At 63.9% G+C, this 23,957-nt stretch carries 19 protein-coding genes; 7 read left to right on the top strand and 12 right to left on the bottom strand.

Features of this window, described 5'->3' with window-relative positions; all coding sequences use genetic code 11:
• Window positions 1–54: 54 nt before the first annotated feature.
• Window positions 55–306, top strand: a complete 252-nt coding sequence (locus tag ACIP1G_RS00995; protein ID WP_009683359.1) for a YfhL family 4Fe-4S dicluster ferredoxin — start codon at window positions 55–57, stop codon at window positions 304–306.
• Window positions 307–417: 111 nt separating this feature from the next.
• Here the strand turns inward: ACIP1G_RS00995 and mutM are convergent, their stop codons facing one another.
• Both mutM and ACIP1G_RS01005 read right to left on the bottom strand, forming a co-directional pair.
• Window positions 418–1,230, bottom strand: coding sequence for a bifunctional DNA-formamidopyrimidine glycosylase/DNA-(apurinic or apyrimidinic site) lyase (gene mutM / locus ACIP1G_RS01000; RefSeq protein ID WP_400732744.1), 813 nt, complete (start codon window positions 1,228–1,230; stop codon window positions 418–420).
• Between the two features lie 3 nt (window positions 1,231–1,233).
• A complete protein-coding gene (locus ACIP1G_RS01005) occupies window positions 1,234–2,052 on the bottom strand; it encodes an HDOD domain-containing protein (RefSeq protein WP_400733137.1) in 819 nt (272 codons plus the stop codon).
• A gap of 423 nt (window positions 2,053–2,475) precedes the next feature.
• Between ACIP1G_RS01005 and ACIP1G_RS01010 the strand changes: the two genes are divergently transcribed.
• Window positions 2,476–3,672 carry a class I SAM-dependent rRNA methyltransferase gene (locus tag ACIP1G_RS01010; RefSeq protein ID WP_400732745.1) on the top strand — a complete coding sequence of 399 codons (1,197 nt, stop codon included), beginning with the start codon at window positions 2,476–2,478 and terminating at the stop codon, window positions 3,670–3,672.
• 271 nt (window positions 3,673–3,943) lie between these two features.
• Window positions 3,944–5,785 (top strand): dihydroxy-acid dehydratase, encoded by a 1,842-nt coding sequence (gene ilvD / locus ACIP1G_RS01015; protein ID WP_400732747.1) that lies wholly within the window; start codon window positions 3,944–3,946, stop codon window positions 5,783–5,785.
• Between the two features lie 174 nt (window positions 5,786–5,959).
• On the opposite strand, the gene ACIP1G_RS01020 is transcribed toward ilvD, so the two are convergent.
• Window positions 5,960–7,015 (bottom strand): haloacid dehalogenase-like hydrolase, encoded by a 1,056-nt coding sequence (locus ACIP1G_RS01020; protein ID WP_400732749.1) that lies wholly within the window; start codon window positions 7,013–7,015, stop codon window positions 5,960–5,962.
• A 244-nt stretch (window positions 7,016–7,259) separates the two neighbouring features.
• Here ACIP1G_RS01020 and ACIP1G_RS01025 point away from each other — a divergent pair, with 244 nt between their 5' ends.
• Window positions 7,260–8,651 (top strand): L-cystine transporter, encoded by a 1,392-nt coding sequence (locus tag ACIP1G_RS01025; RefSeq protein WP_400732751.1) that lies wholly within the window; start codon window positions 7,260–7,262, stop codon window positions 8,649–8,651.
• Window positions 8,652–8,776: 125 nt separating this feature from the next.
• Here ACIP1G_RS01025 and ACIP1G_RS01030 read toward each other — a convergent pair whose 3' ends face one another.
• From ACIP1G_RS01030 to ACIP1G_RS01040, 3 genes are all read right to left on the bottom strand, one after another.
• Window positions 8,777–11,173 (bottom strand): TonB-dependent siderophore receptor, encoded by a 2,397-nt coding sequence (locus ACIP1G_RS01030; protein ID WP_400732753.1) that lies wholly within the window; start codon window positions 11,171–11,173, stop codon window positions 8,777–8,779.
• A gap of 132 nt (window positions 11,174–11,305) precedes the next feature.
• Complete coding sequence (locus ACIP1G_RS01035) at window positions 11,306–12,283, bottom strand: FecR family protein (RefSeq protein WP_400732755.1); 978 nt, start codon at window positions 12,281–12,283, stop codon at window positions 11,306–11,308.
• Window positions 12,280–12,813 carry an RNA polymerase sigma factor gene (locus tag ACIP1G_RS01040; RefSeq protein ID WP_400732757.1) on the bottom strand — a complete coding sequence of 178 codons (534 nt, stop codon included), beginning with the start codon at window positions 12,811–12,813 and terminating at the stop codon, window positions 12,280–12,282. The genes ACIP1G_RS01035 and ACIP1G_RS01040 overlap by 4 nt, the downstream gene beginning before the upstream one ends.
• Window positions 12,814–13,017: 204 nt before the next feature.
• Here ACIP1G_RS01040 and ACIP1G_RS01045 point away from each other — a divergent pair, with 204 nt between their 5' ends.
• Complete coding sequence (locus ACIP1G_RS01045; protein ID WP_400733140.1) at window positions 13,018–13,224, top strand: hypothetical protein; 207 nt, start codon at window positions 13,018–13,020, stop codon at window positions 13,222–13,224.
• Between the two features lie 141 nt (window positions 13,225–13,365).
• On the opposite strand, the gene ACIP1G_RS01050 is transcribed toward ACIP1G_RS01045, so the two are convergent.
• The gene (locus ACIP1G_RS01050) at window positions 13,366–13,881 is read right to left on the bottom strand and encodes a dihydrofolate reductase (protein ID WP_400732759.1); all 516 of its coding nucleotides are present in this window, start codon (window positions 13,879–13,881) and stop codon (window positions 13,366–13,368) included.
• Window positions 13,882–13,935: 54 nt separating this feature from the next.
• Between ACIP1G_RS01050 and ACIP1G_RS01055 the strand changes: the two genes are divergently transcribed.
• Entirely contained in the window at window positions 13,936–15,327 is a 1,392-nt protein-coding gene (locus ACIP1G_RS01055) for a DUF2868 domain-containing protein (RefSeq protein WP_400732760.1), read from the top strand.
• A complete protein-coding gene (locus tag ACIP1G_RS01060; protein WP_400732762.1) occupies window positions 15,320–16,684 on the top strand; it encodes a GTPase/DUF3482 domain-containing protein in 1,365 nt (454 codons plus the stop codon). Before ACIP1G_RS01055 ends, ACIP1G_RS01060 begins: the two co-directional genes overlap by 8 nt.
• 121 nt (window positions 16,685–16,805) lie before the next feature.
• Here the strand turns inward: ACIP1G_RS01060 and ACIP1G_RS01065 are convergent, their stop codons facing one another.
• From ACIP1G_RS01065 to ACIP1G_RS01085, 5 genes are all read right to left on the bottom strand, one after another.
• A complete protein-coding gene (locus ACIP1G_RS01065) occupies window positions 16,806–17,831 on the bottom strand; it encodes a putative 2-aminoethylphosphonate ABC transporter substrate-binding protein (RefSeq protein ID WP_400732764.1) in 1,026 nt (341 codons plus the stop codon).
• Window positions 17,832–17,849: 18 nt separating this feature from the next.
• On the bottom strand, window positions 17,850–19,574 hold the full coding sequence (locus ACIP1G_RS01070; protein WP_400732767.1) for a putative 2-aminoethylphosphonate ABC transporter permease subunit: 1,725 nt from the start codon (window positions 19,572–19,574) through the stop codon (window positions 17,850–17,852).
• A gap of 1 nt (window position 19,575) precedes the next feature.
• Entirely contained in the window at window positions 19,576–20,634 is a 1,059-nt protein-coding gene (locus ACIP1G_RS01075) for a putative 2-aminoethylphosphonate ABC transporter ATP-binding protein (RefSeq protein WP_400732769.1), read from the bottom strand.
• Between the two features lie 208 nt (window positions 20,635–20,842).
• Window positions 20,843–21,712 carry a LysR family transcriptional regulator gene (locus ACIP1G_RS01080; RefSeq protein WP_400732771.1) on the bottom strand — a complete coding sequence of 290 codons (870 nt, stop codon included), beginning with the start codon at window positions 21,710–21,712 and terminating at the stop codon, window positions 20,843–20,845.
• Window positions 21,713–21,721: 9 nt separating this feature from the next.
• Entirely contained in the window at window positions 21,722–23,935 is a 2,214-nt protein-coding gene (locus tag ACIP1G_RS01085; RefSeq protein WP_400732774.1) for a heavy metal translocating P-type ATPase, read from the bottom strand.
• Window positions 23,936–23,957 lie beyond the last annotated feature (22 nt).

Below are 23,957 nucleotides of genomic sequence, written 5' to 3' on the forward strand. Positions count from 1 at the left end.
ATTGTGCCCATTGCGTTGAACATGCCCGGGCGAAGCGCCCCGGCCGGAGTCCCCATGTCCCTGATCATCACCGACGATTGCATCAACTGCGACGTCTGCGAACCCGAGTGCCCGAACGAGGCTATCTCCCAAGGCGAAGAGATCTACGTGATCGACCCTAACCTGTGCACCCAGTGCGTGGGCCATTACGACGAGCCACAGTGCCAGCAGGTCTGCCCGGTCGACTGCATCCCGCTGGATGAAGCGCACCCGGAAACCGAAGAACAGCTGATGGCCAAGTACCGCCGCATTACCGGCAAGGCCTGATATCAGGTCAGGCCTCATCGCCGGCAAGCCAGCTCCCACAGGGATATCACCGCTCTTGAGGGCTGTGCAGTACCTGTGGGAGCTGGCTTGCCGGCGATAGGGCCCTAAGCTTCAGCGCTGGCAACGCGGGCAGAACACGCTCGCCCGCTGCCCCAGCTTCACCTCGCGCAATTCCGTGCCACACACCTTGCACGGCTGCCCGCCCCGCCCGTAGACAAACAGCTCCTGCTGGAAGTACCCCGGCTGCCCATCGCCACCGATAAAGTCGCGCAGGGTAGTACCGCCCTGCTCGATCGCCGTCGCCAGCACCCGCTTGATCTCGATTGCCAGCTTCAAATAGCGCGCCCGGGAGATGCCGCCCGCCTCGCGACGTGGGTCGATGCCCGCAGCAAACAGCGCCTCGGTGGCGTAGATGTTGCCCACCCCCACCACCACCGCGTTGTCCATGATGAACGGCTTGACCGCCATCGACCGCCCGCGGGACAGCTGGAACAGCCGTTCACCGTCGAACAGGTCGGTCAGCGGCTCTGGCCCCAGGCGCAGCAGCAGCTCGTGGTTGAGCGGGTCCAGGCTCCACAGCATGGCGCCAAAGCGGCGCGGGTCGGTGTAGCGCAGCATCAGCCCCGACTCCAACTCGATGTCGACGTGCTCATGCTTGGCCGCCGGCAAGCCCAGTTCGACCAGGCGCAGGTTGCCCGACATGCCCAGGTGGCTGATCAGGGTACCGACCTCGGCATTGATCAACAGGTACTTGGCGCGCCGATCGACACTGACAATGCGCTGCCCCGACAGGCGCACATCCAGGTCTTCCGGAATGGGCCAGCGCAAACGCCGGTCACGCACCACCACCCGGCTGACGCGCTGGCCCACCAGGTGCGGCGCGATACCGCGCCGGGTGGTTTCTACTTCTGGCAATTCCGGCATCTATCAGTGCCCGCCCAACTCACGAATGTTCTGTTTGAGGTTTTCGAAATCGTATTCCGACAAGCCAATGTAATCGAGCACCAGCGGGCCGACCACATGCCACTCGTGGTCAACTGCCTGGTTGCCCAGCACGCGGTAGGAGGCGCAGATGTGCTCGGCCATCTTCAACACCGCCAACAGGTTTTTCAGCTGGCTCTGGGTGTTGCGGCAGCTCTCGTCGCGGAACACCGCCAGGGCATTGTGGTGGTTGGCGATGGCCGCGCTGAGGTGCTCGGGCAGGCGCCAGGACTTGGCGGTGAAATAGCCGACCACCGAGTGGTTGGTGTTGAACGCACGGTTTTCCGTGTCGACTACCCGCGTGTCCCCGTCGGCCTTGGCATAGGCCTCTTCCAGCACATCCATGTAGTTGGGGAAGCGCTTGAGCATCAGCGGCACGCCACAGTCATGGAACAGGCCGAGGGTGTAGGCCTCGTCCGCCGCCTGGATGCCGGTGCGCTTGGCCAGGGTCAGGCAGGTCATCGCCACGTCCTGGGCGGTGTCCCAGAAGCGGCTGAGGGTGACGATGGTCTCGTCGCTCATCTCGCCCTTGATCGACTGGGCGTTGATCAGGTTGATGATCGAACGACTGCCCAGCAGGTTCACCGCGCGCTGGATCGAGCCGATCTTGTTGGAAAGGCCAAACTGCGCCGAATTGACCAACTTGAGCAAGGCACCGGAGAGGCCCGGGTCCTGCGAAATCAGCTTGGCGATGGTTTCCAGGTCCGGGTCGGGCATGTACTGCTCGAACTGCAGGTCGACCATGATCTGCGGTTGAGGTGGGATGGTGATGCCTTGCAAGGCTTGCTGGATCTGTTCGGCGCTGAGTTCTTGGGACATTCGTGCACACTCGTTTAGGACCGGCGATTTTAACCCTCTATGTGCTCGCCGTGACAGGTTTTGCGCTTGGGAGATCGAGCGCCGCCCGCGCGGCGCTTCGCAGCGCAAGGCTGCTCCTACATCTGTTTCGGGCCAATTATTCCTGAGGCAGAGGCGCGCGGCCCTTTGGCGTTCACCTCGATATCGCGTCGGACAAACAAGGCGGTCGCGTGCATTGGCACAGGCGTGACTGGCCCGAAACAGATGTAGGAGCAGCCTTGCGCTGCGAAGCGCCGCGCGGGCGGCGCTCGATCTCCCAGGCACCACACCTCCAAAGGCGAAAACAAGGCAGACACGCTATAATCCCGCTCTTTTTCCCGGAGCGACGTCATGTCCCTGCCCAGCCTTCGCCTCAAAGCCAACGCCGACCGCCGCCTGCGCGCCGGCCACCTGTGGGTCTACAGCAACGAAGTCGATGTCAGCACGACCCCACTGCAAGGCTTCCAGGCTGGTCAGCAAGCCATCCTCGAGGCAGCCAATGGCAAGCCGCTGGGCATCGTCGCACTGAGCCCGAACAACCTGATCTGCGCCCGCCTGCTGTCGCGCGACATCAAGCTGCCGCTGGACAAGTCGCTGCTGGTGCACCGCCTGAACGTTGCCCTGTCGCTGCGCGAGCGCCTGTTCGACCAGCCGTGCTACCGCCTGGTCTACGGCGACTCCGACCTGCTGCCAGGCCTGGTCGTCGACCGTTTCTTCGATATCCTCGTGGTACAGCTGGCCTCGGCCACCATGGAAGCGCACAAGGACGACGTGATCGCCGCCCTGATCCAGGTGCTCAAGCCTAGCGGCATCCTGTTCAAGAACGACTCCGCCGCGCGTGACGCCGAAGGCCTGCAGCGCTATGTCGAGACCGTTTACGGCGAAGTACCGGACTGGGTGCCGCTGGAAGAAAACGGCGTCAAGTTCGAAGCGCCGGTCCGTGAAGGCCAGAAAACCGGCTGGTTCTACGACCACCGCATGAACCGTGCACGCCTGGCGCCGTACGTCAAAGGCAAGCGTGTGCTCGACCTGTTCAGCTACATCGGCGGCTGGGGCGTACAGGCCGGTGCGTTCGGTGCCAGCGAAGTGTTCTGCGTCGATGCCTCGGGCTTTGCCCTGGACGGCGTGGAGCGTAACGCCGCGCTGAACGGCATCAGCGAGAAGCTGACCTGCATCGAAGGCGACGTGTTCGAAGCCCTGCGCGAGCTCAAGGCCGCCGAAGAGCGCTTCGACGTGATCATTGCCGACCCACCCGCGTTCATCAAGCGCAAGAAGGACCTGAAAAACGGTGAAGCGGCCTACCGCCGCCTGAACGAACAGGCCATGCGCATGCTGAGCAAGGACGGCATCCTGGTCAGCGCCTCGTGCTCGATGCACCTGCCCGAGGACGACCTGCACAACATCCTGCTGACCAGCGCCCGTCACCTGGACCGCAACCTGCAGCTGCTCGAACGCGGCGGCCAAGGCCCGGACCACCCGGTGCACCCGGCCATCGCCGAGACGCGCTACATCAAGAGCATCACCTGCCGCTTGCTGCCAAACAGCTGATATCTGCTAAAAAGGGCCGCCCAGCGGCCCTTTCCTGCCGCAATCTCCCCGCCAGCTATCCACATCTGCATTCCCTCGCCGCGCCAGCGGTGTAGAATCGGCCTATTCATCGCCAGTCATCCCCGGCGGGTTTATGAGCTCTGGCCAAGCACGCGGCGATCCCGCGCGGTCTTCGGCCCCATCCGTGCCAGTGGCAACCGGCCTGCGGCACAAAGGACAAGAGAAGCTCACTCCCCTATTTGTGACCTGATTAAGCCGCCAGGAGTGTTTCATGCCTGATTATCGTTCCAAGACTTCCACCCAGGGCCGCAACATGGCCGGCGCCCGGGCCCTGTGGCGCGCCACCGGTATGAAGGACGAAGATTTCAAGAAACCGATCATCGCCATCGCCAACTCGTTCACCCAGTTCGTCCCGGGCCACGTGCACCTGAAGGACCTGGGCCAGCTGGTCGCCCGCGAGATCGAACGCGCCGGTGGCGTGGCCAAGGAATTCAACACCATCGCGGTCGATGACGGCATCGCCATGGGCCACGACGGCATGCTGTACTCGCTGCCAAGCCGCGAGATCATTGCCGACGCCGTGGAATACATGGTCAACGCCCACTGCGCCGACGCCATCGTGTGCATCTCCAACTGCGACAAGATCACCCCCGGCATGCTGATGGCCGCCCTGCGCCTGAACATCCCGGTGATCTTCGTCTCCGGCGGCCCGATGGAAGCCGGCAAGACCAAGCTGGCCAGCCACGGCCTGGACCTGGTCGATGCCATGGTCATCGCCGCCGACTCCACCGCGTCCGACGAGAAAGTCGCCGAGTACGAGCGCAGCGCCTGCCCGACCTGCGGTTCGTGCTCCGGCATGTTCACCGCCAACTCGATGAACTGCCTGACCGAGGCCCTGGGCCTCGCCCTGCCGGGCAACGGTTCGACCCTGGCCACCCACGCTGACCGCGAGCAGCTGTTCCTCACCGCTGGCCGCACCATCGTCGAGCTGTGCAAGCGCTACTACGGCGAGAACGACGAGTCGGTACTGCCACGCAGCATCGCCAACTTCAAGGCGTTCGAAAACGCCATGATGCTCGACATCGCCATGGGCGGTTCGACCAATACCATCCTGCACCTGCTGGCTGCAGCGCAGGAAGGCGAAGTCGAGTTCGACCTGCGCGACATCGACCGCCTGTCGCGTAAAGTGCCGCAGCTGTGCAAAGTGGCGCCGAACATCCAGAAGTACCACATGGAAGACGTGCACCGCGCTGGCGGCATCTTCAGCATCCTCGGTTCGCTGGCCCGTGGCGGCCTGCTGCACACCGACCTGCCGACAGTGCACAGCCGCAGCATGGAAGAAGCCATCGCCAAGTGGGACATCACCCAGACCGATGACGAAGCCGTGCACACCTTCTTCAAGGCCGGCCCTGCCGGTATCCCGACCCAGACTGCATTCAGCCAGTCGACCCGTTGGGAAACCCTTGATGACGACCGCGAAAACGGCTGCATTCGTAGCTTCGAGCACGCCTACTCGCAAGAAGGCGGCCTGGCCGTGCTGTACGGCAACATCGCGCTGGATGGCTGCGTGGTGAAGACCGCCGGCGTTGACGAGTCGATCCATGTGTTCGAAGGCACCGCGAAGATCTTCGAAAGCCAGGACAGCGCCGTGCGCGGCATCCTCGCCGACGAAGTGCAGGCCGGCGACATCGTGATCATCCGCTACGAAGGCCCGAAAGGCGGCCCGGGCATGCAGGAAATGCTGTACCCGACCTCGTACCTGAAGTCCAAAGGCCTGGGCAAGGCCTGCGCCCTGCTCACCGACGGCCGCTTCTCGGGCGGTACCTCGGGCCTGTCGATCGGCCACGCCTCGCCGGAAGCCGCTGCGGGCGGCGCCATCGGCCTGGTGCGCGACGGCGACAAGGTGCTGATCGACATCCCCAACCGTTCGATCAACCTGCTGGTCAGCGACGAAGAGCTGGCTCACCGCCGTATCGAGCAGGACAAGAAGGGCTGGAAACCGGCTGAAGTACGCCCACGCAAGGTGACCACCGCGCTGAAGGCCTACGCCCTGCTGGCGACCAGTGCCGACAAGGGTGCTGTGCGTAACAAGGCGATGCTCGAAGGGCTGTGAGGCTCTGACAGCGTGAAAAAAGAACCGGCGTATTGAGCGCCGGTTTTTTTATGCCTGTTCTGGCCCTTTCGCGGGTGAACCCGCTCCCACAGGGTCAGCACAAGCCTTGAGGTCAGCGGGGTTTCTGTGGGAGCGGGTTTACCCGCGAAGAGGCCGGCACAGGCAACACACCAACTACTGAATCTGCTCCGGCGTCACGATCACCCAGTTCTTGTCCGCCGTCACCGGCAACCCTTCCTTGGCCTGCGCCGCCGCGTTCCTGGCAATCATCCCGTTCAGCTGGTCCATGTACTTGGCCTTGCGGTTTATCCACAGGTGGATGCCACCCTTGCCCACATCCACCCCATGAAACTGCATGTAGCCGTCACTGGTCGGCGTATCGCCGCCCACCAGCACCGGCTTCTTCCATTCATCGATATAAGTCAGGATCGCGGCCTGCTTGCCCGCCATCCAGGTGGCCGGGGTCCACAGGTACGGGGTCAGCTCCAGCCCTTCGTTAGCCTTGGCGTCGTAGTGCCCGGCGCTGACCTGCTTGCGCGCAGTGGTCAGCTGGCCGCTGGCGCGGTCCTTCAGCAGCAGGCTCACACCAATCACATTCTGCGGCTTCACGTTGTAGCCGTACTTGGGGTCCGAGGCGACCATGCGCACCAGTTCCTCGGCGGCCGCCGAGATCACATAGACCTCGATACCGTTCTCCATCAGCTTGTTGTACAGCTCGGCCTGGCCCTTGAAGACCTTGGGCGGCTGCACCTCGATGGCCTTGACCTGGTCGCCTTCGTAATAAGTGGCGGGGATCGGCTTGCTGGAGGCCATCAGCTCATCCACCTGCACCTTCAGCTCCTTGAGGGTAAAGCCGGAGAACACCTGGGCCACCCACGGGTAGCAGACCATGTCGTCGACTTCACACAACCGGTAGTAGTAGCTGAACAGGCTTTCCTTGTGCTCGGCGGTGTCCTTGAACGGCATCAGCTTCAACGACGGGTCCAGCTTGTCGCGGCTCAACAGCCCCTTGTTCTCCATGAACGGCAGCAAGGCTTCTTCAAGGTCATAGCGGTAACTGGTGTTGTCCATGTCGAACACCGCGTATTTACCTTTGTTGGCATTGGCGGCAATCATGCTGTCGAGCTGCTTCGCGGCCTCGGCAGGCCAGTGCTTGAGCTCGGTGGCGAAGGTTTCGATACTGAAAAGCAGGGACAGGCCGATGGCGACGGCTTTCGGAGCGAACTTCATGTACGAATCTCCTGAAATGACCCAGAAACGCTAGTGCAACAATCCCCGCCGACAACCCTCGATAACGACCTCCATGCAGCTGCAAACGCCGCGTTCATTGCAATTTGCGACACTTCGTTATTCCATAAACGACTATGTAAATTCCATTTGGGTATAAATTCGTTTGTTTTCAGCCTGTTAGCATTTCCGTTCGCAATCGCTCACAGAGGCGATGCCACTTCTGCTTTTTTCTGCTGGAGCTTCAATGAACCTGCCGCTGTCACTTAACCTGCTGGCGTTCCTGGCCCTGTTGCTGGGCCTGGCACAAACCCGCCGCACCGACTGGAGCCTGGCCAAGAAGGTACTGCTGGGCCTGGTGCTGGGCGTGGTCTTCGGCCTGGTCCTGCACACTATTTATGGCGCTGGCCACCCCGTGCTCAAGGCCACCATCACCTGGCTCGACCTGGTCGGCAACGGCTACGTCGGCCTGTTGCAGATGATCGTCATGCCGCTGATCTTCGCCTCGATCCTCAGTGCCGTGGCACGCCTGCACAATGCCTCGTCGCTGGGCCGCATCAGCGTGCTTAGCATTGGCACCCTGCTGCTGACCACCGCCATTGCCGCGCTGATCGGCATTGTCCTGACCAACCTGTTCGGCCTCAGCGCCGAAGGCCTGGTGGCCGGCGTGCAGGAAAGTGCGCGCATGCAGGTTATCCACAGCGATTACGCCGGCAAGGTCGCCGACCTCAACATCCCGCAGCTGCTGCTGTCGTTCATCCCCAGCAACCCGGTGGGTGACCTGGCGCGGGCCAAGCCGACCTCGATCATCAGCGTGGTGATCTTCGCCGTGTTCGTCGGCCTGGCTGCGCTGCAGCTGATCAAGGACGATGCCGAGAAAGGCCAGCGTGCGCTGTCGGCGATCGATACCCTGCAAGCTTGGGTAATGCGCCTGGTGCGGATAGTGATGAAGCTGACCCCGTATGGCGTGCTGGCATTGATGACCAAGGTGGTCGCCAGCTCGAACATGGAAGACATCCTCAAACTGGGCAGCTTCGTGGTGGTGTCGTACCTGGGCCTGGCGGTGATGTTCGTGGTGCATGCCGTCATCCTGGCCGCCACCGGCGTGAGCCCGCTGCGCTTCTTCCGCAAGGTGTGGCCGGTGCTGACCTTTGCCTTCACCAGCCGCTCCAGCGCTGCCAGCATCCCGCTGAACATCGAAGCACAAACCCGCCGCCTGGGCGTGCCGCAGTCGATTGCCAGCTTCAGTGCATCGTTCGGTACCACCATCGGCCAGAACGGCTGCGCCGGGCTCTATCCTGCCATGTTGGCGGTGATGGTCGCGCCAGCGGTGGGCATCGATACCTTCGACCCGCTGTGGATCGCCACCCTGGTGGCCATCGTCACGCTGAGTTCGGCAGGGGTTGCCGGGGTCGGCGGCGGTGCCACCTTCGCCGCGCTGATCGTGCTGCCGGCCATGGGCTTGCCGGTCGAGCTGGTGGCGCTGCTGATCTCGGTGGAACCGCTGATCGACATGGGCCGTACGGCGTTGAACGTGAACGGTTCGATGACGGCAGGCGTGGTGACCAGCCAGTTGTTGAAAGAGACTGACAAGAATGTGCTGGCGGGCGATGAGCATGCCGAGCTGAGCCATACCTGACAGATCGCCGGGGGCGCTTCGCGCCCCTTTCGCGACACAAGGCCGCTCCTACAGGGGTTATGCGTTCCTTGTAGGAGCGGCCTTGTGTCGCGAAAGGGCTGCAAAGCAGCCCCGGCATTCTCAAGTCAGTAACTGGCCCGCAAGCTCAACGTCAAATTCCGCGGCTCGCCATAGAAGTTCGACCCCCAGGCACTGTCCACCCGCTCGTAATACTTGCGGTCAAACAGATTGTTGGCCGTCAGCGTCGTGGTCAGGTGCTTGTTGAAGCGATACCCCACCTGCGCCGTCGCCACGCCATAGCCACCCTGCACAAAGTCCACGCCGTTGCGCATGTAGTACGTCTCGCTGACCACCCTCACCCCGCCACCCACGCTAACCCCCTGCAACGGCCCATCGTTGAACTCGTAGCGCGTCCACAAGTTGAAGTTGTGCTTGGGCGTAATGGTGATGCCCTGGTAGTCCTCGTTGCTCATCGACTTGAGCATCGTGAAGGCGTAACCGGTGCTGATGCTCCAGTTATCGGTCAGGTTGCCGGAAAGCTCGGTTTCCCAGCCCTGGCTGCGCACCTTGCCCTGGGCCTCGTTGTACGTCGTCTGGCCCACCAACTGCGCACGGTTTTCGTCATAGATGCGGAACACCGCCACGCTGCCGTTCAGGCGACCGTCGAAGAACTCGCGCTTGAGCCCCAGCTCATACTGCTTGCCCTTACGCGGGTCGATCGGCAAGCCATCGATATCCACCTCGGTCTGTGGCTTGAAGATACTGGTGTAGCTGGCGTAGGCCGACAACTCAGGCGTCAGCTTGGCCACCAGCGCCCCGTAGGGGATGAACTTGTGGTTGATGTTGGTTTTGGTGGTGGTGAAATTGTCGAAGAACGGGTTGGCGTTACGCGCCTCGCTGTCGAACCAGGTCAGGCGGCCGCCCGCGATCACGTCCAGCCAGTCGGTGGCGCTGACCTTGGCCCGGGTATAGGCCCCGTACTGGTTGGACTTCGACCAGTTGCCATTGGGCATGTCGTAGTCCTGTTTGGGAATATCGATACTGCCCGGGTCGAAAACGTTGATGGGGAAGTAATCGTCGCGACCGCCGCCACCGTAGGTGAAGTCCTTGTCCAGGTGCTGGTACTCGGCCCCCAGCGTAAATTCATGGCTGCGGCCGAACGCCTCCACCGGCACGGTGACGAAGCTGTCCAGGCCGAGCGACTTGATATGCGTGTAGTAGGAATAGGCAAGCGCGAAGCTGTCGCCGGTACCCTCGGCTACCGCATCATCGGTCCAGGTGAAATTGCGCGTTGGGGTTTCGGCATCGCGGTAGGTCAGCGAGGTCTTGAACTGGCCGCCGTTGTCCAGCGTGTGGTCCACCTCGAAGAAGCTCTCCCACAGGCGCTCGTCCAGTTCGTTCCACTTGGCGTCGACGAAGGTCGAGCGGCTGACGTCGAGCAGCTTGCCGCTGGCGTAGGCTGGCAAACCGAAGGCAGGCGTGGAGTTGTTACGTTGATAGGTGCCACCTAACGACAACGTGGTTGCTGGCGTAACGTCGTACTCCAGGCGGCCGTACACCATCGGCCGCTCGTTCTGCGCATGGTCGACGAACGACTGGTTGTTCTCGTAGGCCGTAACCAGGCGCCCACGCAGGGTACCTTCGTCGTTCAGCGGCCCGGTGATGTCGACCGTGGAGTGGTAGCGGTCCCAGCTGCCGGCCGACAACTCACCAGACAAACCGAACTGCCCCAACGCCCGCTTGCGCACCAGGTTGATGGTGCCGCCCGGTTCACCCGCGCCTTGGTACAACCCGGAAGGGCCACGCAGCACCTCGACCCGGTCGAACATGGCCAGGTCGAAGCTGGTGGCCATGTCGCCCTGGCCGGTGCGCTGGGAAACGCCGTCCACCTGCACCTGGTCGACCAGGAAGCCGCGGATGTACACGTCGTTCAGGTTGGAACCGGTGTTATAAGACTTGATCGTCGCGCCGGTCACCTGTCGCATGGCGTCCTGCAGGCTGTTCATGTTCTGGTCGTCCAGCCGCTGGCGGGTGACGACCGACACCGACTGGGGGATGTCCTTGAGCTTCTGCTCGCCCTTGCCGATGGTCAGCGCACTGGTGGTGTAGGAATGCGTACCTTCGGTGGTGGTACCCAACTGGCGGCTGTCGATCTTGATCGCGCCCAGTTGCAGCGAGGCATCGTCGGCACTGCCACGCCGTTCCAGGGTTACGCTGTCGGCGTCGATATACGTGGCACTGAGGCCGGTGCCCTCCAGCAGGCGTGCCAGCGCCTGGGCCTGTGGATAACTGCCACTCACGCCCGGCGAACGCAGCCCTTGGGTGAACTCGCCCGGCACCAGCACCTGAAGCCGCGTCACCGCACTGAAGGCCGCCAGCGCCGAGTCCAGCGGCTGCGCCGGAATCTCGAAACGGTAGGCCTGGGCCTGGGTCGCGGCACTGGCGTGCAAGGGCACGGCCAGTGTGCCGCAGGCAAGCGCGACGGCCAGGCCGAGCGCAGTGCGCGTGGCGATGATCTTCATGTGGTGAGGCTCCCCGAATTCGTCCTGATGATCGATGGCGCGGCACTGCTTGAGAGTGCTTATTATTTGCGCCTACCCAATCAAGGACGTCGGCTTCGTTGGAATCCCCGAATTTTTTTTGAAAATCTTCGCTCAACCTTTACGAAGGATGCGCAGGTATGGCGTGTACTGCTCGGCTCGCAACCCCAAGGTATGGGTCAGCGCCTTCAGCACGGCATCGGGCTTGTCGATCTCGAACACGCCAGACACCTTGCGCTGGCGCAGGCCCTCGCCCAGCAGCACGGTGTGGCCTGGCCAATAGCGGTTCAACTCGGCTACCACCTCGGCCAGCGGCTGCTGGCTGAACACCAGCTGGCGCTGCCGCCAGGCAAAAGCGCTGGCTTGGTCGAACGGGTGCAAGGCGGCCAGCGAGCCCGCCGCATACTCCACGGCCTGCCCCGGCCCGAGGAATACGCCCGGGCCACTGCCAGCGTTGACCTCAACCTTGCCCTGCTCGACTTTGACCCGGGTTTGCCCAGCCTCACTGGCCACGCTGAAGTGAGTGCCGACCACTCGGACCCAACCATCACCGGCATTCACCACAAACGGCCGGGAAGGGTCGCGCGCCACGTCGAACCAGGCCTCGCCGCGCAGCAGCCGAACACGCCGCTCACCCTGCGCCAGCGTTACCTGTATCGCCGTGTCGGTATTCAGTTGCAGTTGCGAACCATCGGCGAGGCGGATACTGCGCGACTCACCCGTGGTAGTCGCATAGTCAGCGCGCCAGCGGTCGATGAGTGGCGACTGGCCAATCAACGAGCCAAGCAACAACGCCGCCGCGACGCCCTGCGCAACTTTGCGCCAGGTTCGCCTGGCTGGCTTGCGCCACTGTTGGCGCTGTTGTTCACGCAGTCGTACAGCAGGTGCGCGCAATGCACCCAGCAACAGGATCACTTCGTCCCAGGCTTGCGTCTGCGCTGCCCCACCCACCTTCCAGGCAACGAACGCCGCCTGCTCCTCAGGCGTAACGTCGTCGGCCTGCAAGCGGTAGTACCAGGCTGTGGCTTCGGCGAACTTCTGCTCGCTGTCGGGCGTTTCGCTCATCGGGGTATCTGAAGTTCCAGGGTTCATGGCCGCGGCGCCCTCATTTGGCCGGCCAATTGCCGCTTGATGAAGGCGCGGCAGTCTAGCAGTGCCCGGCGCAGCTGGTATTCGACGCTGCGCGGGGTAACGTTCATGCGCTCGCCGATTTCCCGGTAGCTGCAGCCGTCGACATGGTAAAGCAGGAAGATATGCCGGGTAGCCTCTGGCAACGACTGGATCGCGGCTTGCATCAAGGCGTGCTGCTGCTGGTCGAACAGTTGCTCTTCAGCACCAGGGTCGTCGCTGGCCAGCTCTTCGCTCGGCTCGCCTGCGTCCAGGCGCTCGCGGCGAATCGCCTGGCGCTGGTGGTCACGCACCAGGTTGCTGGCAATGGTGAAGAGAAAGGCCGGCAGGTTGTCGATCTGCTTGTCGGCAGGCAACCGCGCCAGGCGCAGGAACGACTCCTGGGTCAGGTCGGCAGCTACCTGGGCATTGCCGGTACGCCGCGCGACGAAGGCTTCCAGCGCTTTCTTCTGCTCGGTGAACAGCCGGGCGATCTGCTTGTTCCATGAAGACACGGCACGCCTCGGCTGCAAGTCTCAAGAGGTGCGCACGCTAGCAGAAGATGAGATGTATTCGCAATTGGTGCTGAGTTAGCCCTCCAATATCCGGTAATGCATTGGCATGGGCAGCGAACATCAGCTGGCTATGCCTGTCGCTATACTGCAAGCCGGGCGTTGCGAATACTCCGAGGGAAAGGAACCACCATGCAGCCGTACGACATGACCCAGGCCGAAGCCGAAAACATCCGGGTTGAGGTCGCCAAGATCCGCGTCGAGGTGGAAAAGCTGATGGCCGAAACGCGCAAGTTGAATGCCGAGGCCGTCAAGATGACCCGCGAAACCTTCTGGTACCCGGTTGCCATCGCCGTCGGCTTCGTCACCACAGTGGCCACCGTCACCGCCGTGATCATCAAGCTGCTTACCTGACTATGGGGCTTGCCGCGATCACCGCGTCGCCTGTTTCGCGGGTGAACCCGCTCCTACAAGGGACCGCGCAGGCTTTGAACTCACGCGGTAAATGTAGGAGCGGGTTCACCCGCGAAGGGCTGCAAAGCAGCCCCGGCAATCTCAAACCCTGTCCCAAACCTCAAAGTGATACCCAGGCTTACCGTCCTCAACCTGCGCCTCGCTCGAAACCAGCGTCCACTGCTCCTGATCAAACTCAGGAAACCACGCATCCCCCTCCGGCGCCAACTCAACCCGCGTCAGGTACATGCGGCTGACCAGCCCCTTCTCCAGCGCCTGCCCATAAAGCTGCGCCCCGCCAATCAGCATCAGCTCATCGACCCCCTTCTCCCGCGCCCACTGCTCGGCCCGCACCAGTGCTTCTTCCAGCGAGCCAAATACCTCGGCCCCTGCCAGCTGCAGCCCAGCCTGGCGGCTGACCACGATATTCAACCGCCCAGGCAGCGGCCTACCCAGCGAATCCCAGGTCTTGCGCCCCATGATGATCGGCTTGCCCAGGGTAGTGGCCTTGAAGTACTTGAAGTCCCCCGGCAGGTGCCAGGGCATGGAGTTGTCGATGCCGATCACGCGGTTCTCGGCGTGAGCCGCGATCAGGCTGAGGGGGAGTGATGTATTCATGCCAGCGAGGATAGCACCGGGCGTGTGGGTTATGCTTCTGCCCTGACCTGTGCAATGGAAGACCTTGTGACTGCACCGACTCCACTGGACAAGCGCTGGCTCACCGAAGCGGTACGCCTGCGTGAGGAACATGCCGGCCCCCTGGAGGACCAGGAAGCCAACCGCCGTGCCCGCCAGCTCGGCGGCGACCTGGCAACGCGCATCGAAACCCGTGCGCTGTTCCTGGCCGAACGCGACGGCATGAGCACCGCCCTGCGCCACTGGAAGCAGGGCGCACGCCTGGCCCTGCTGGCCTTGCTGCTGCTGGCTGCGCTCAGCGGCGCAGGCCTGGCGCTGGCCGCCCTCGGCGACGGGCAGCGCCCGGTCAATGTGTTCTGGGCACTGGGCAGCTTGCTTGGGCTGAACCTGCTGATGCTGTTGGGCTGGGCCATCGGTTTTGCCCTGAGTGGCGAGCATGGCGCAGGGCTGGGCCGCCTGTGGCTGTGGCTGAGCGAACGCTTTGCCCGCGACGCCAAGGCCGCGCACCTGGCGCCGGCGCTGCTGGTGCTGCTGCAACGTCAGCGCCTCAACCGCTGGCTGCTCGGCCTGCTGGTACACGGCTTGTGGCTGCTGGCGATGCTCACCGCGCTGGGCACGCTGCTGGCATTGCTGGCTACCCGCCGCTACGGTTTTGTCTGGGAAACCACCCTGCTCGCCGCCGACCCATTTATCCACCTCACCCAAGCCTTGGGCGCCCTGCCTTCGTTGCTGGGCTTTAACGTGCCCGACGAGGCCATGATCCGCGCCAGCGGCGACACCCTGCCGGCCCTGGACCTGACGCGCCAGGCCTGGGCCAGCTGGCTGCTCGGCGTGGTGCTGGTGTACGGTTTGTTGCCGCGCCTGCTGCTGGCCGGGCTGTGCCTGTGCCGCTGGCGCCAGGGCCGCGAACGCCTGGCACTGGACCTGAGCCTGCCCGGCTACGCGCAATTGCGTGAAACACTGATGCCGTGCAGCGAACGCATCGGCGTGCAGGATGCAGCACCCGATGCCTTGCCACAGTTTGCCGCCGGCCAGCTGGAAAGCGGCAGCAGCGGCGCCTTGCTGGTCGGCCTGGAGCTGGACGACCAGAGCCCTTGGCCACCGGCCCTGCCGAAAAACGTCACCGATGCCGGCGTGCTCGACAGCCGCGAATCGCGCAATCGGCTGCTTGAACAGCTAAGCCGCTTCCCCCCGGCCCGCCTGGCAATTGCCTGTGACCCACGGCGTTCGCCCGACCGCGGCAGCCTGGCACTGCTCGCCGAGCTTGCACGCAATGCTGGCGCCACCCGCATCTGGCTGCTGCAAGCCGCGCCGGGCCAGGCCCTCGACGCCCAGCGCCTGGGCGACTGGCACGAAGCCCTCGATCGCCTTGGCCTGCCGCACGCCGACACCTCGCCACTGACCTGGCTGGAGCATGGCCATGACTGAGCCACTGAAACTGGCCGTGGTCGGCCACACCAACGTCGGCAAGACCTCGCTGCTGCGCACCCTGACCCGTGACGTCGGCTTTGGCGAAGTGTCCCACCGCCCCAGCACCACCCGCCATGTGGAAGGCGCGCGTTTGTCGGTGGACGGCGAACCCTTGCTGGAGCTGTACGACACTCCGGGCCTGGAAGACGCCATCGCCCTGCTCGACTACCTCGAACGCCTGGAACGCCCGGGCGAGCGCCTGGACGGCCCAGCCCGCCTGGAGCGCTTTCTGCAAGGTAGCGAAGCGCGCCAGCGTTTCGAGCAGGAAGCCAAGGTGCTGCGCCAGCTGCTGGCCAGCAATGCCGGCCTGTATGTGATCGACGCCCGCGAGCCGGTGCTGGCCAAATACCGCGACGAACTGGAAGTGTTGGCCAGCTGTGGCAAGCCGCTGCTCCCCGTGCTCAACTTCGTCGCCAGCCACCAGCACCGTGAGCCACAATGGCGTGAAGCCCTTGCCCGGCTTGGCCTTCACGCGTTGGTGCGGTTCGACAGCGTGGCCCCGCCAGAGGATGGCGAGCGCCGTTTGTACGAGAGCCTGGCCCTGCTGCTGGAGGACGCCCGCCCGGCCCTGCAGCGGTTGATCGACGACCAGCAGGCGCAGCGCCTGGCCCGCCAGCACAGCGGCAAGCGCCTGATCGCCGAACTGCTGCTGGACTGCGCGGCCTGCCGGCGCAGTGTCGAAGCGGAGCCAGCGGCTGAAGCCAAAGCCATCGAGGCATTGCGCCAGGACGTGCGCCAGCGTGAACAGCGTTGCGTCGAGGCGTTGCTCAAGCTGTATGCCTTCCGCCGCGAGGACGCCCATGCCAGCGACCTGCCGTTGCTGGATGGCCGTTGGGGCGATGACCTGTTCAATCCCGAGACTTTGAAGCTGCTAGGAGTGCGCCTGGGCAGTGGCGTGGCGGCGGGGGCGGCAGCCGGTGCCGGGGTCGATTTGCTGGTTGGCGGGCTTACCCTGGGTGCAGCGGCGCTGGCCGGGGCGATTGCAGGGGGTGCGCTGCAGACGGCGCGCAACTATGGGTCGCGGTTGATGGGTAAGCTCAAGGGCAAGCGCGAGCTGACCGTAGACGACACGGTGCTGCGCTTGCTGGCCTTGCGTCAGCAGCAGTTGATGGCGGCGCTGGACAACCGCGGGCATGCCGCGCAGGACAGCATCAAGCTGGGGGAGCTGGATGAGAAGGCCTGGCGCGAGGGCAAGTTGCCGGAGGCACTAGTGAAGGCGCGGGCGCATCCGCAGTGGTCCACCTTGAACCCTGGTGCGAAGTTGAACCAGGCGGAGCGGCAGGAGCAGTTGGAGGCGTTGGTTTCACAATTTTGAGTGGGCAGCCAAGTGCTGCCTTGAGGGGTGTGTCACCTGTGAGATCGAGCGCCGCCCGCGCGGCGCTCGATCTCACAGGCGCCAAAAACCCCAAGGCATGCACTTGCCAGCCCTCACCTAATCACTGCTGGGCCACCTTCTCCGACTTGCCGTCATAGCGCTTGCGCCACTCGGCCAAAATCTGGTCACGGTTCTTCGATGCCCAGGCAAAGTCGTTCTTGATCAACCGCTGTTCATAGTCCGCCGGCAACTCGGTCTGCGGCTTGGCAATCCCCGGCGCAGCCAGCACGGCGAAGTTCTCCTTGTACAGTTCCATGGCCGCCGGGCTGGCCGAGAAATCAGCCAGGCGCTTGGCCGCATCCGCCTTCGGCGAGCCCTTGATCACCGCAGTCGCCTCGATCTCCCAACCCAGGCCTTCCTTCGGCAACACGATATCCAGCGGCGCGCCCTGGCGCTTCAGTTGCACGGCCGGGTACTCGAACGAGATACCGATCGGGAACTCACCCGCCGCCGCCAGCTTGCACGGTTTGGAGCCGGAGTGAACGTACTGGCCGATGTTCTGGTGCAGCGCGTCCATATAGGCCCAGCCCTGTGGCTCGCCGAAAGTCTGCAGCCAGGCGCTGACGTCGAGGAAACCGGTACCCGACGAAGCCGGGTTCGGCATGACGATCTTGCCCTTGTACTCGGGCTTGGTCAGGTCCTGCCAGCTCACCGGCTTGCTCAAGCCCTGTTTCTCGGCCTCGATGGTATTGAAGCAGATAGTGGCGGCCCATACGTCCATGCCCACCCAGGCTGGTGGGTTGGCAGCATCGCGGTAGTAGGCGGCGATCTTGCCCAGGTCCTTCGGTGCATAGGCTTCAAGCATGCCGTTCTGGTCGAGAATGGCCAGGCTGGAAGCCGCCAGGCCCCATACGGCGTCGGCTTGCGGGCGGTCTTTCTCGGCCAGCAGCTTGGCGGTGATGATGCCGGTGGAATCACGGACCCACTTGATCTCGATGTCCGGGTTGGCCTTCTCGAAGGCCTGCTTGTAGCTTTTGAGCTGTTCGGCTTCCAGCGCGGTGTAGACCGTCAGCTGGGTACCGGCGGCCGAAGCCTGCAGGCTGAACACGGCGGAAACGGCAGCGGCAAGTGCAAGGTGCTTGTACATGGGTAGGTTCCTTACAGGTCAGACGGTCGCGGCGCGTTGGCGCCAGGCTTGGGAGCGGCGCAGCAGGCCGCGTGAGGCTGCAGCCAGCAGCAGTGAAGCGCCGGCGCTGGTCAGCAAGATCAGGGTGGACATGGCGGCAGCACCGCCAACGTTGCCAGCGTCATCCATGTTCAGCACGGCGACGGCCGCCAGGATGGTGTCGGGGCTGTACAGGAAGATCGCCGCCGACACGGTGGTCATCGCCGAGACGAACAGGTAGCGGATGATGTCCAGCAGCGCCGGCAGGCAGATCGGCACGGATACCCGCAGGAAGTGCTTGTACAGCGGCGCCTTCAGCGACAGTGCGGCAGCCTCGAACTCGCCATCGAGCTGGCGCAGGGCGGTGGTCGCGGTCATTTGCGCGGTGGTCAGGTAATGGGCAATGGTGCACACCATCAGCAGCCCCATGCCGCCATACAACACATGCAGCGGGTTGCCGTTCAGGTTGAAGAAGAAGACATAACCCAGGCCCAGCACCAGCCCTGGCACGGCCATGGGGATGAAGCTGAGCAGGCGCAGTGCCTGGTTGAGCAGGCGCTGGCCCTGGGTTTTCTCCATCAGGTAGGCGCCGGTGAAGATCACGATGCTGCCGATCAGCGCAGTACCAACGGCCATGGTCACGCTGTTGCGGTAGGCCAACCAGCCACCACCGGCGGTGTCCTCGAACATGTAGTGGCGCATCGACAACGACAGGTTGTAGGGCCAGAAGGTGACCAGCGAGGAATACATCGCCATGCCGATCACCAGCAGCAACGCCGTGCACACCAGCAGCACGATGGCCAGGAAGCAGGCATCGCGGGCACGCGACGGCTTGGGCTCAAACACCTGGGCACGGCCGCTCATGGCCTCGCCCTGGCGCCGGCGCAGCCAGGCATCGACGGTAAAGCTGAACAGGGCCGGCAGCAGCAGCACCATGCCGATCAGCGCGCCACGGCCGAACTGTTGCTGGCCGACTACCGCCTTGTAGGCCTCCAGCGCCAGCACCTGATAGTCGCCACCGACCACAACAGGCACACCAAAGTCGGTAATGGTCAGGGTGAAGACCAGGCAGAACGCCGCGAACACCGCCTGGCGCGTAGCCGGCCAGGTGATGCTGGTGAACGCCCGCCAAGGGCCGGCACCCATGCTGGACGCCGCGTCGAACAGGCGCGCATCGGCCAGCGACAGCGCCGACAGCAAAATCATCAGCGCATGCGGGAAGGTGTAGATGGCCTCGCCCAGCACGATGCCCCAGAAGCCGTAGATGTTGTCGCTGAGCAACCCACGCAGCAGCCCCTGGTTGCCGAACAGGTAGACCAAAGCGATAGCCGGCAGCATCGACGGCGCCAGCAACGGCAGCAGCGAAATCCCCCGCCACAGGCCCTTGGCCGGAATCAGCGTGCGTTGCAGGGCATAGGCAAACAGATAGGCCAGCGGCACCACGATAGCCGCGACCGTGAAGGCCACCGACAGGCTGTTGCCGAGCAACCAGTGGAAGTTGTCGCTGGCGAACAGTTCACGGGCGGCCAGCAAGCCACCGCCCTGGCCAGCTTCACCACTGAAGCCTTTCCAGAAAATGGCCAGCAATGGCATCAGCACGGCCAGCACCAACAGGATCAGCAGCAGGCTCTTGCCGCCGACGACGAACAACCGGTCACCCAGGGCGACGCCAGCACGCGGCGCGGCTTTGGCCTGGCTCAGCGGCAGGGACATTGGCGCGGCCATCTCAGGCAAACACCTGCAGGCTCTGCGGCGGCAACGCCACCCAGATATCCTGCGAGCCCAGGCGCGGCATGGCCTCGGGGGCCAGCTCGGCCAGCAGTGCATGGCCTGGCAGGGCCTTGAGCTCAAAGCTCATGCGGCATCGGTTACCGAGGAAGGTGATTTCGCGGACCATGGCCGGGAACAGGTTCTCCTCATGTACTACCGGGTTGACCGTGATCGCCTCCGGGCGGCAGAACAGCCGGCCACTGCTGGCCCGGGCCGAGCCCGGTGCCAGGCGCATGCTCATGGCACCGACCTGGGCATGGCTGTCACCGCTGCGCTGAAACGGCAGCCAGTTGCCCTGGCCGACGAACTCGGCGACGAACGGCGTGGCGGGCTGGTCGTAGATTTCCTGCGCAGTGGCGTACTGCTCGACCTGGCCGTTGTTCATCACCGCAATGCGGTCGGCCATCAGCATGGCCTCGTCCTGGTTGTGGGTAACCATCAGCGTGGTGATGCCCAGTTGGCGCTGCAGCTGGCGCAGCTCGGTGCACAGGTGCTCGCGCACCCGGGCGTCCAATGCCGACATCGGCTCGTCGAGCAGCAGCAGCGACGGCGATGGTGCCAGCGCGCGGGCCAGGGCCACACGTTGCTGCTGGCCACCGGAAAGCTGGCCGGGGTATTTCTTTTCGCTGCCGGCCAGGCCTACCAGTTCGAGCATTTCGGCCACCCGCTGGCGGGCCTGTTCGCGGCCACTGCCGGTCAGGCCGTAGGCGATGTTGGCTTCGACGGTCAGGTTGGGGAACAGCGCGTAGGACTGGAACAGGATGCCGTAGTCACGGGCCTGGGGTGGCAGCTCGGAGATATCGCGTTCGCCGATGTACAGCGTGCCGCGGTCCTGGCGCTCCAGGCCGGCGATGCAGCGCAGTAGCGTGGTCTTGCCACAGCCGGACGGGCCGAGCAGGCACACCAGTTCGCCGGCGGCGATGTCCAGCGACACATCGTTGAGCGCGGTGAAGGCGCCGAAGCGTTTGTGGATGTTGCGCACTTTCATCTGTGCGCCGGGGGTGGTGTGGTTCATGGCAGGGCCTCATCGAAGAGATGGGGGCCATGCTAGGAAGGCTGTGCGAAGGTTCTGTGGCTTTTGGGCAAAAGCCGGTGATAGTGGTATAGGCAGATTTTGTATTGGTCTGTGCGGGCCTCTTCGCGGGTAAACCCGCTCCTACAAAGGCCAGCGTGTACCCAATAAATGTAGGAGCGGGTTTACCCGCGAAGAAGCCAACACAAATCTAGAAGTGTGAACCGGCCACTTCCTGCGCCACCCCCAGGAATGCCGCCGGCAACCGGGCCTGGCGCCGTTCCTTCAGGCAATACAGGTACTCATGCATCACCGGCGCATTCTCCAGCGCCAGCACCCGCAATTCCGGGTTATGCGGCACCTCATGCCGGGCAATCACGCTGATACCGATGTTGCGCAGCACCGCCTCGCGGATCGACTCGCGGCTGCCGATTTCCAGCAGCGCCCCGGCTTTCACCCCCGCTTCCTGCATCATCTGCTCGGTCAGCTTGCGCGTGGTCGAGCCCTTCTCGCGCATCAGCAGGCAATGCCCAGCCATCGCCTCGATGGACACAGCCTGACGATGGGCCAGCGGGTGGTTGCGGTGCACCGCCACCACCAGCGGGTCAGTGCCCAGCACCCGCCGCACCAGCCGTGCGTCTTCCACCAGCTGCGACGAAGCGGCGATATCCACCCGATAGTCCTCAAGCATTTCCAGCACCTGCTGCGAGTTGCCGATCTCCACCGCCACTTCCACCTGCGGCAGGCGTTCGCGGTAGATCTTCACCAGGTCGAGAATGTAGTAAGGCGCCGTGGCCGCAATGCGCAGGCTGCCCTGGGCCTGGCCACTGTTGCGCAGTTCGAACTCGATGTCGGCCTCCTGCTGCAACAGCGCCTTGACCATCGGCAGCAGGCGCACGCCCTCCTCGCTCAACACCAGGCGCCGCCCGCCGCGGTAGAACAGCTCCACCGCGTACTGGCTTTCCAGGTTGCGAATCTGCGTGGTCACCGTCGGCTGGCTGAGCCCGAGCTTCTTCGCCGCCAGGGTGATGCTGCCCAGGCGGGCCACCATGTAGAAGGCTTTCAGCTCCGAACTCAGCATGCACGTCCTCTATTTGCGCAGCAGGCGCAAGCCGTTGAACACCACCAGCAGGCTCACGCCCATGTCGGCGAACACCGCCATCCACATGGTGGCCATGCCGGCAAAGGTGATCGCCAGGAATATCGCCTTGATGCCCAACGCCAGAACGATGTTCTGCATGAGGATCGCCGCACTTTGGCGCGACAGCCTGACGAAGGCCGGGATTTTCCGCAAGTCGTCGTCCATCAGCGCCACGTCGGCAGTCTCGATGGCCGTGTCGGTACCCGCCGCCGCCATGGCAAAGCCGATCTCGGCGCGGGCCAATGCCGGCGCATCGTTGATGCCGTCACCCACCATGCCTACCCGATGGCCCTGGGCGTACAGGGTTTCGATGCTGTTGAGCTTGTCGGCAGGCAGCAGGTTGCCTTCGGCGCAGTCGATACCCACCACAGCAGCGATGGCCTGGGCGGTATGCGGATTGTCACCGGTCAGCATGACAGTCTTGATGCCCAGCTCATGCAGTTCGGCGATGGCCTGGCGGCTGCTGTCCTTGACCGTGTCGGCCACGGCGAACAGGGCCAGGGGACCGGAGTGATCCAGCAACAGCACCACGGTCTTGCCTTGGCGCTCCAGCGCATCCAGTTGGGCTTCCAGCTCAGGCGAACACAACCCCAGCTCCTCGACCAGCCGGTGGTTGCCCAGGTGGTAGACCTCGCCGGCGATGGTACCGCGCACACCACGGCCAGCCAGGGCGGCGAAATCATCGACCTCGCTCAAGGCCAGGCCTTGCTCCTTGCCGTACTGGGCTATGGCGCGGGAAACCGGGTGGTCCGAACGCTCGCCCAGGCTGGCGGCCAGGGCTTGCGCGCGGCCTTCGAACAGCGGCTCCAGCACCTTGGCATTGGTCTGCACCGGCTTGCCGTGAGTGATGGTGCCGGTCTTGTCCAAGGCCAGGAAGTCCAGGTGGCGACCGCCTTCCAGATACACGCCGCCCTTGATCAGGATGCCTTTGCGCGCAGCAGCAGCCAGGCCACTGACAATGGTCACCGGGGTCGAGATCACCAGGGCGCATGGGCACGCCACCACCAGCAGCACCAGGGCGCGGTAAACCCAGTCGAACCAGGCGCCGGCCATGAATAGCGGCGGGATTACCGCCACGGCCAGGGCGATGGCGAACACCACTGGGGTGTAGATACGCGAAAAGCGATCGACGAAGCGCTGGGTAGGCGCCCGTGCGCCTTGCGCTTCCTCCACGGCCTTGATGATCCGCGCCAGGGTCGATTGCCCGGCAGCGGCGGTGACACGAAACTCCAGCGCACCCGCCTGGTTGATGGTACCGGCGAACAGCTTGTCGCCCACCGCCTTTTCCACAGGCAGACTTTCGCCGGTGATCGGCGCCTGATCGACGCTGGATTGCCCACTGGTCACTTCACCGTCCAGGCCAATGCGTTCGCCGGGGCGTACCCGCACCAAAGCGCCGAGGGCCACCTCACGTACTTCCACCTCGCGCCACTGGCCATCAGCCTGCTGCACCGTAGCCATGTCCGGGGTCAGCTGCATCAACCCGCTGATGGCATTGCGGGCGCGATCCAGCGAGCGGGCCTCGATCAGCTCGGCGACGGTGAACAGCACCATCACCATGGCCGCTTCTGGCCATTGGCCGATCAGCACTGCGCCGGTCACGGCAATGCTCATCAGCGCGTTGATGTTGAGGTTACGGTTTTTCAGGGCAATCCAGCCCTTCTTGTAGGTACCCAGGCCGCAGCCAAGGATCGCTGCCAGCGCCAGTGCCGCCACCACCCACTCAGGGGCCAGTGCGGAAAAGTGCACGATTTCGGCAGCAATCGCGGCAATACCCGACAACGCCAGCGGCCACCAGCGGGTCTTGGCCAGCTGTGGCGTGCTGGCGCTGCCGTCTTCCTCGGCGCCAATCGGCTCGGCTTTCATGCCCAGGCTGTCGATTGCCCGCTCAATGTCGGCAGTGCCGTTCAAGGTATGGCGCACGCCAAGCACGCGGTTGATCAGGTTGAATTCCAGCTGCTCGATACCGGCCAGCTTGCCCAGCTTGTCCTGGATCAGGGTCTGCTCGGTGGGGCAGTCCATGGCCTCGATACGGAAACGGCTGAGCTGGGCGTGGCTACTGGCCGTTTCGCTCAGTTGCACTTTCGCGGGCGCAGCGGCAGCGCCACAGCAGCTGTGGGCGTGGTGGTCGTGCTTGTGTTCGTGGCTGACAGGCTGGTTCATGGGGTCATCCTTAATTTGAGCC

Source organism: Pseudomonas sp. NPDC089392 (assembly GCF_044749595.1).
Lineage (GTDB): Bacteria > Pseudomonadota > Gammaproteobacteria > Pseudomonadales > Pseudomonadaceae > Aquipseudomonas.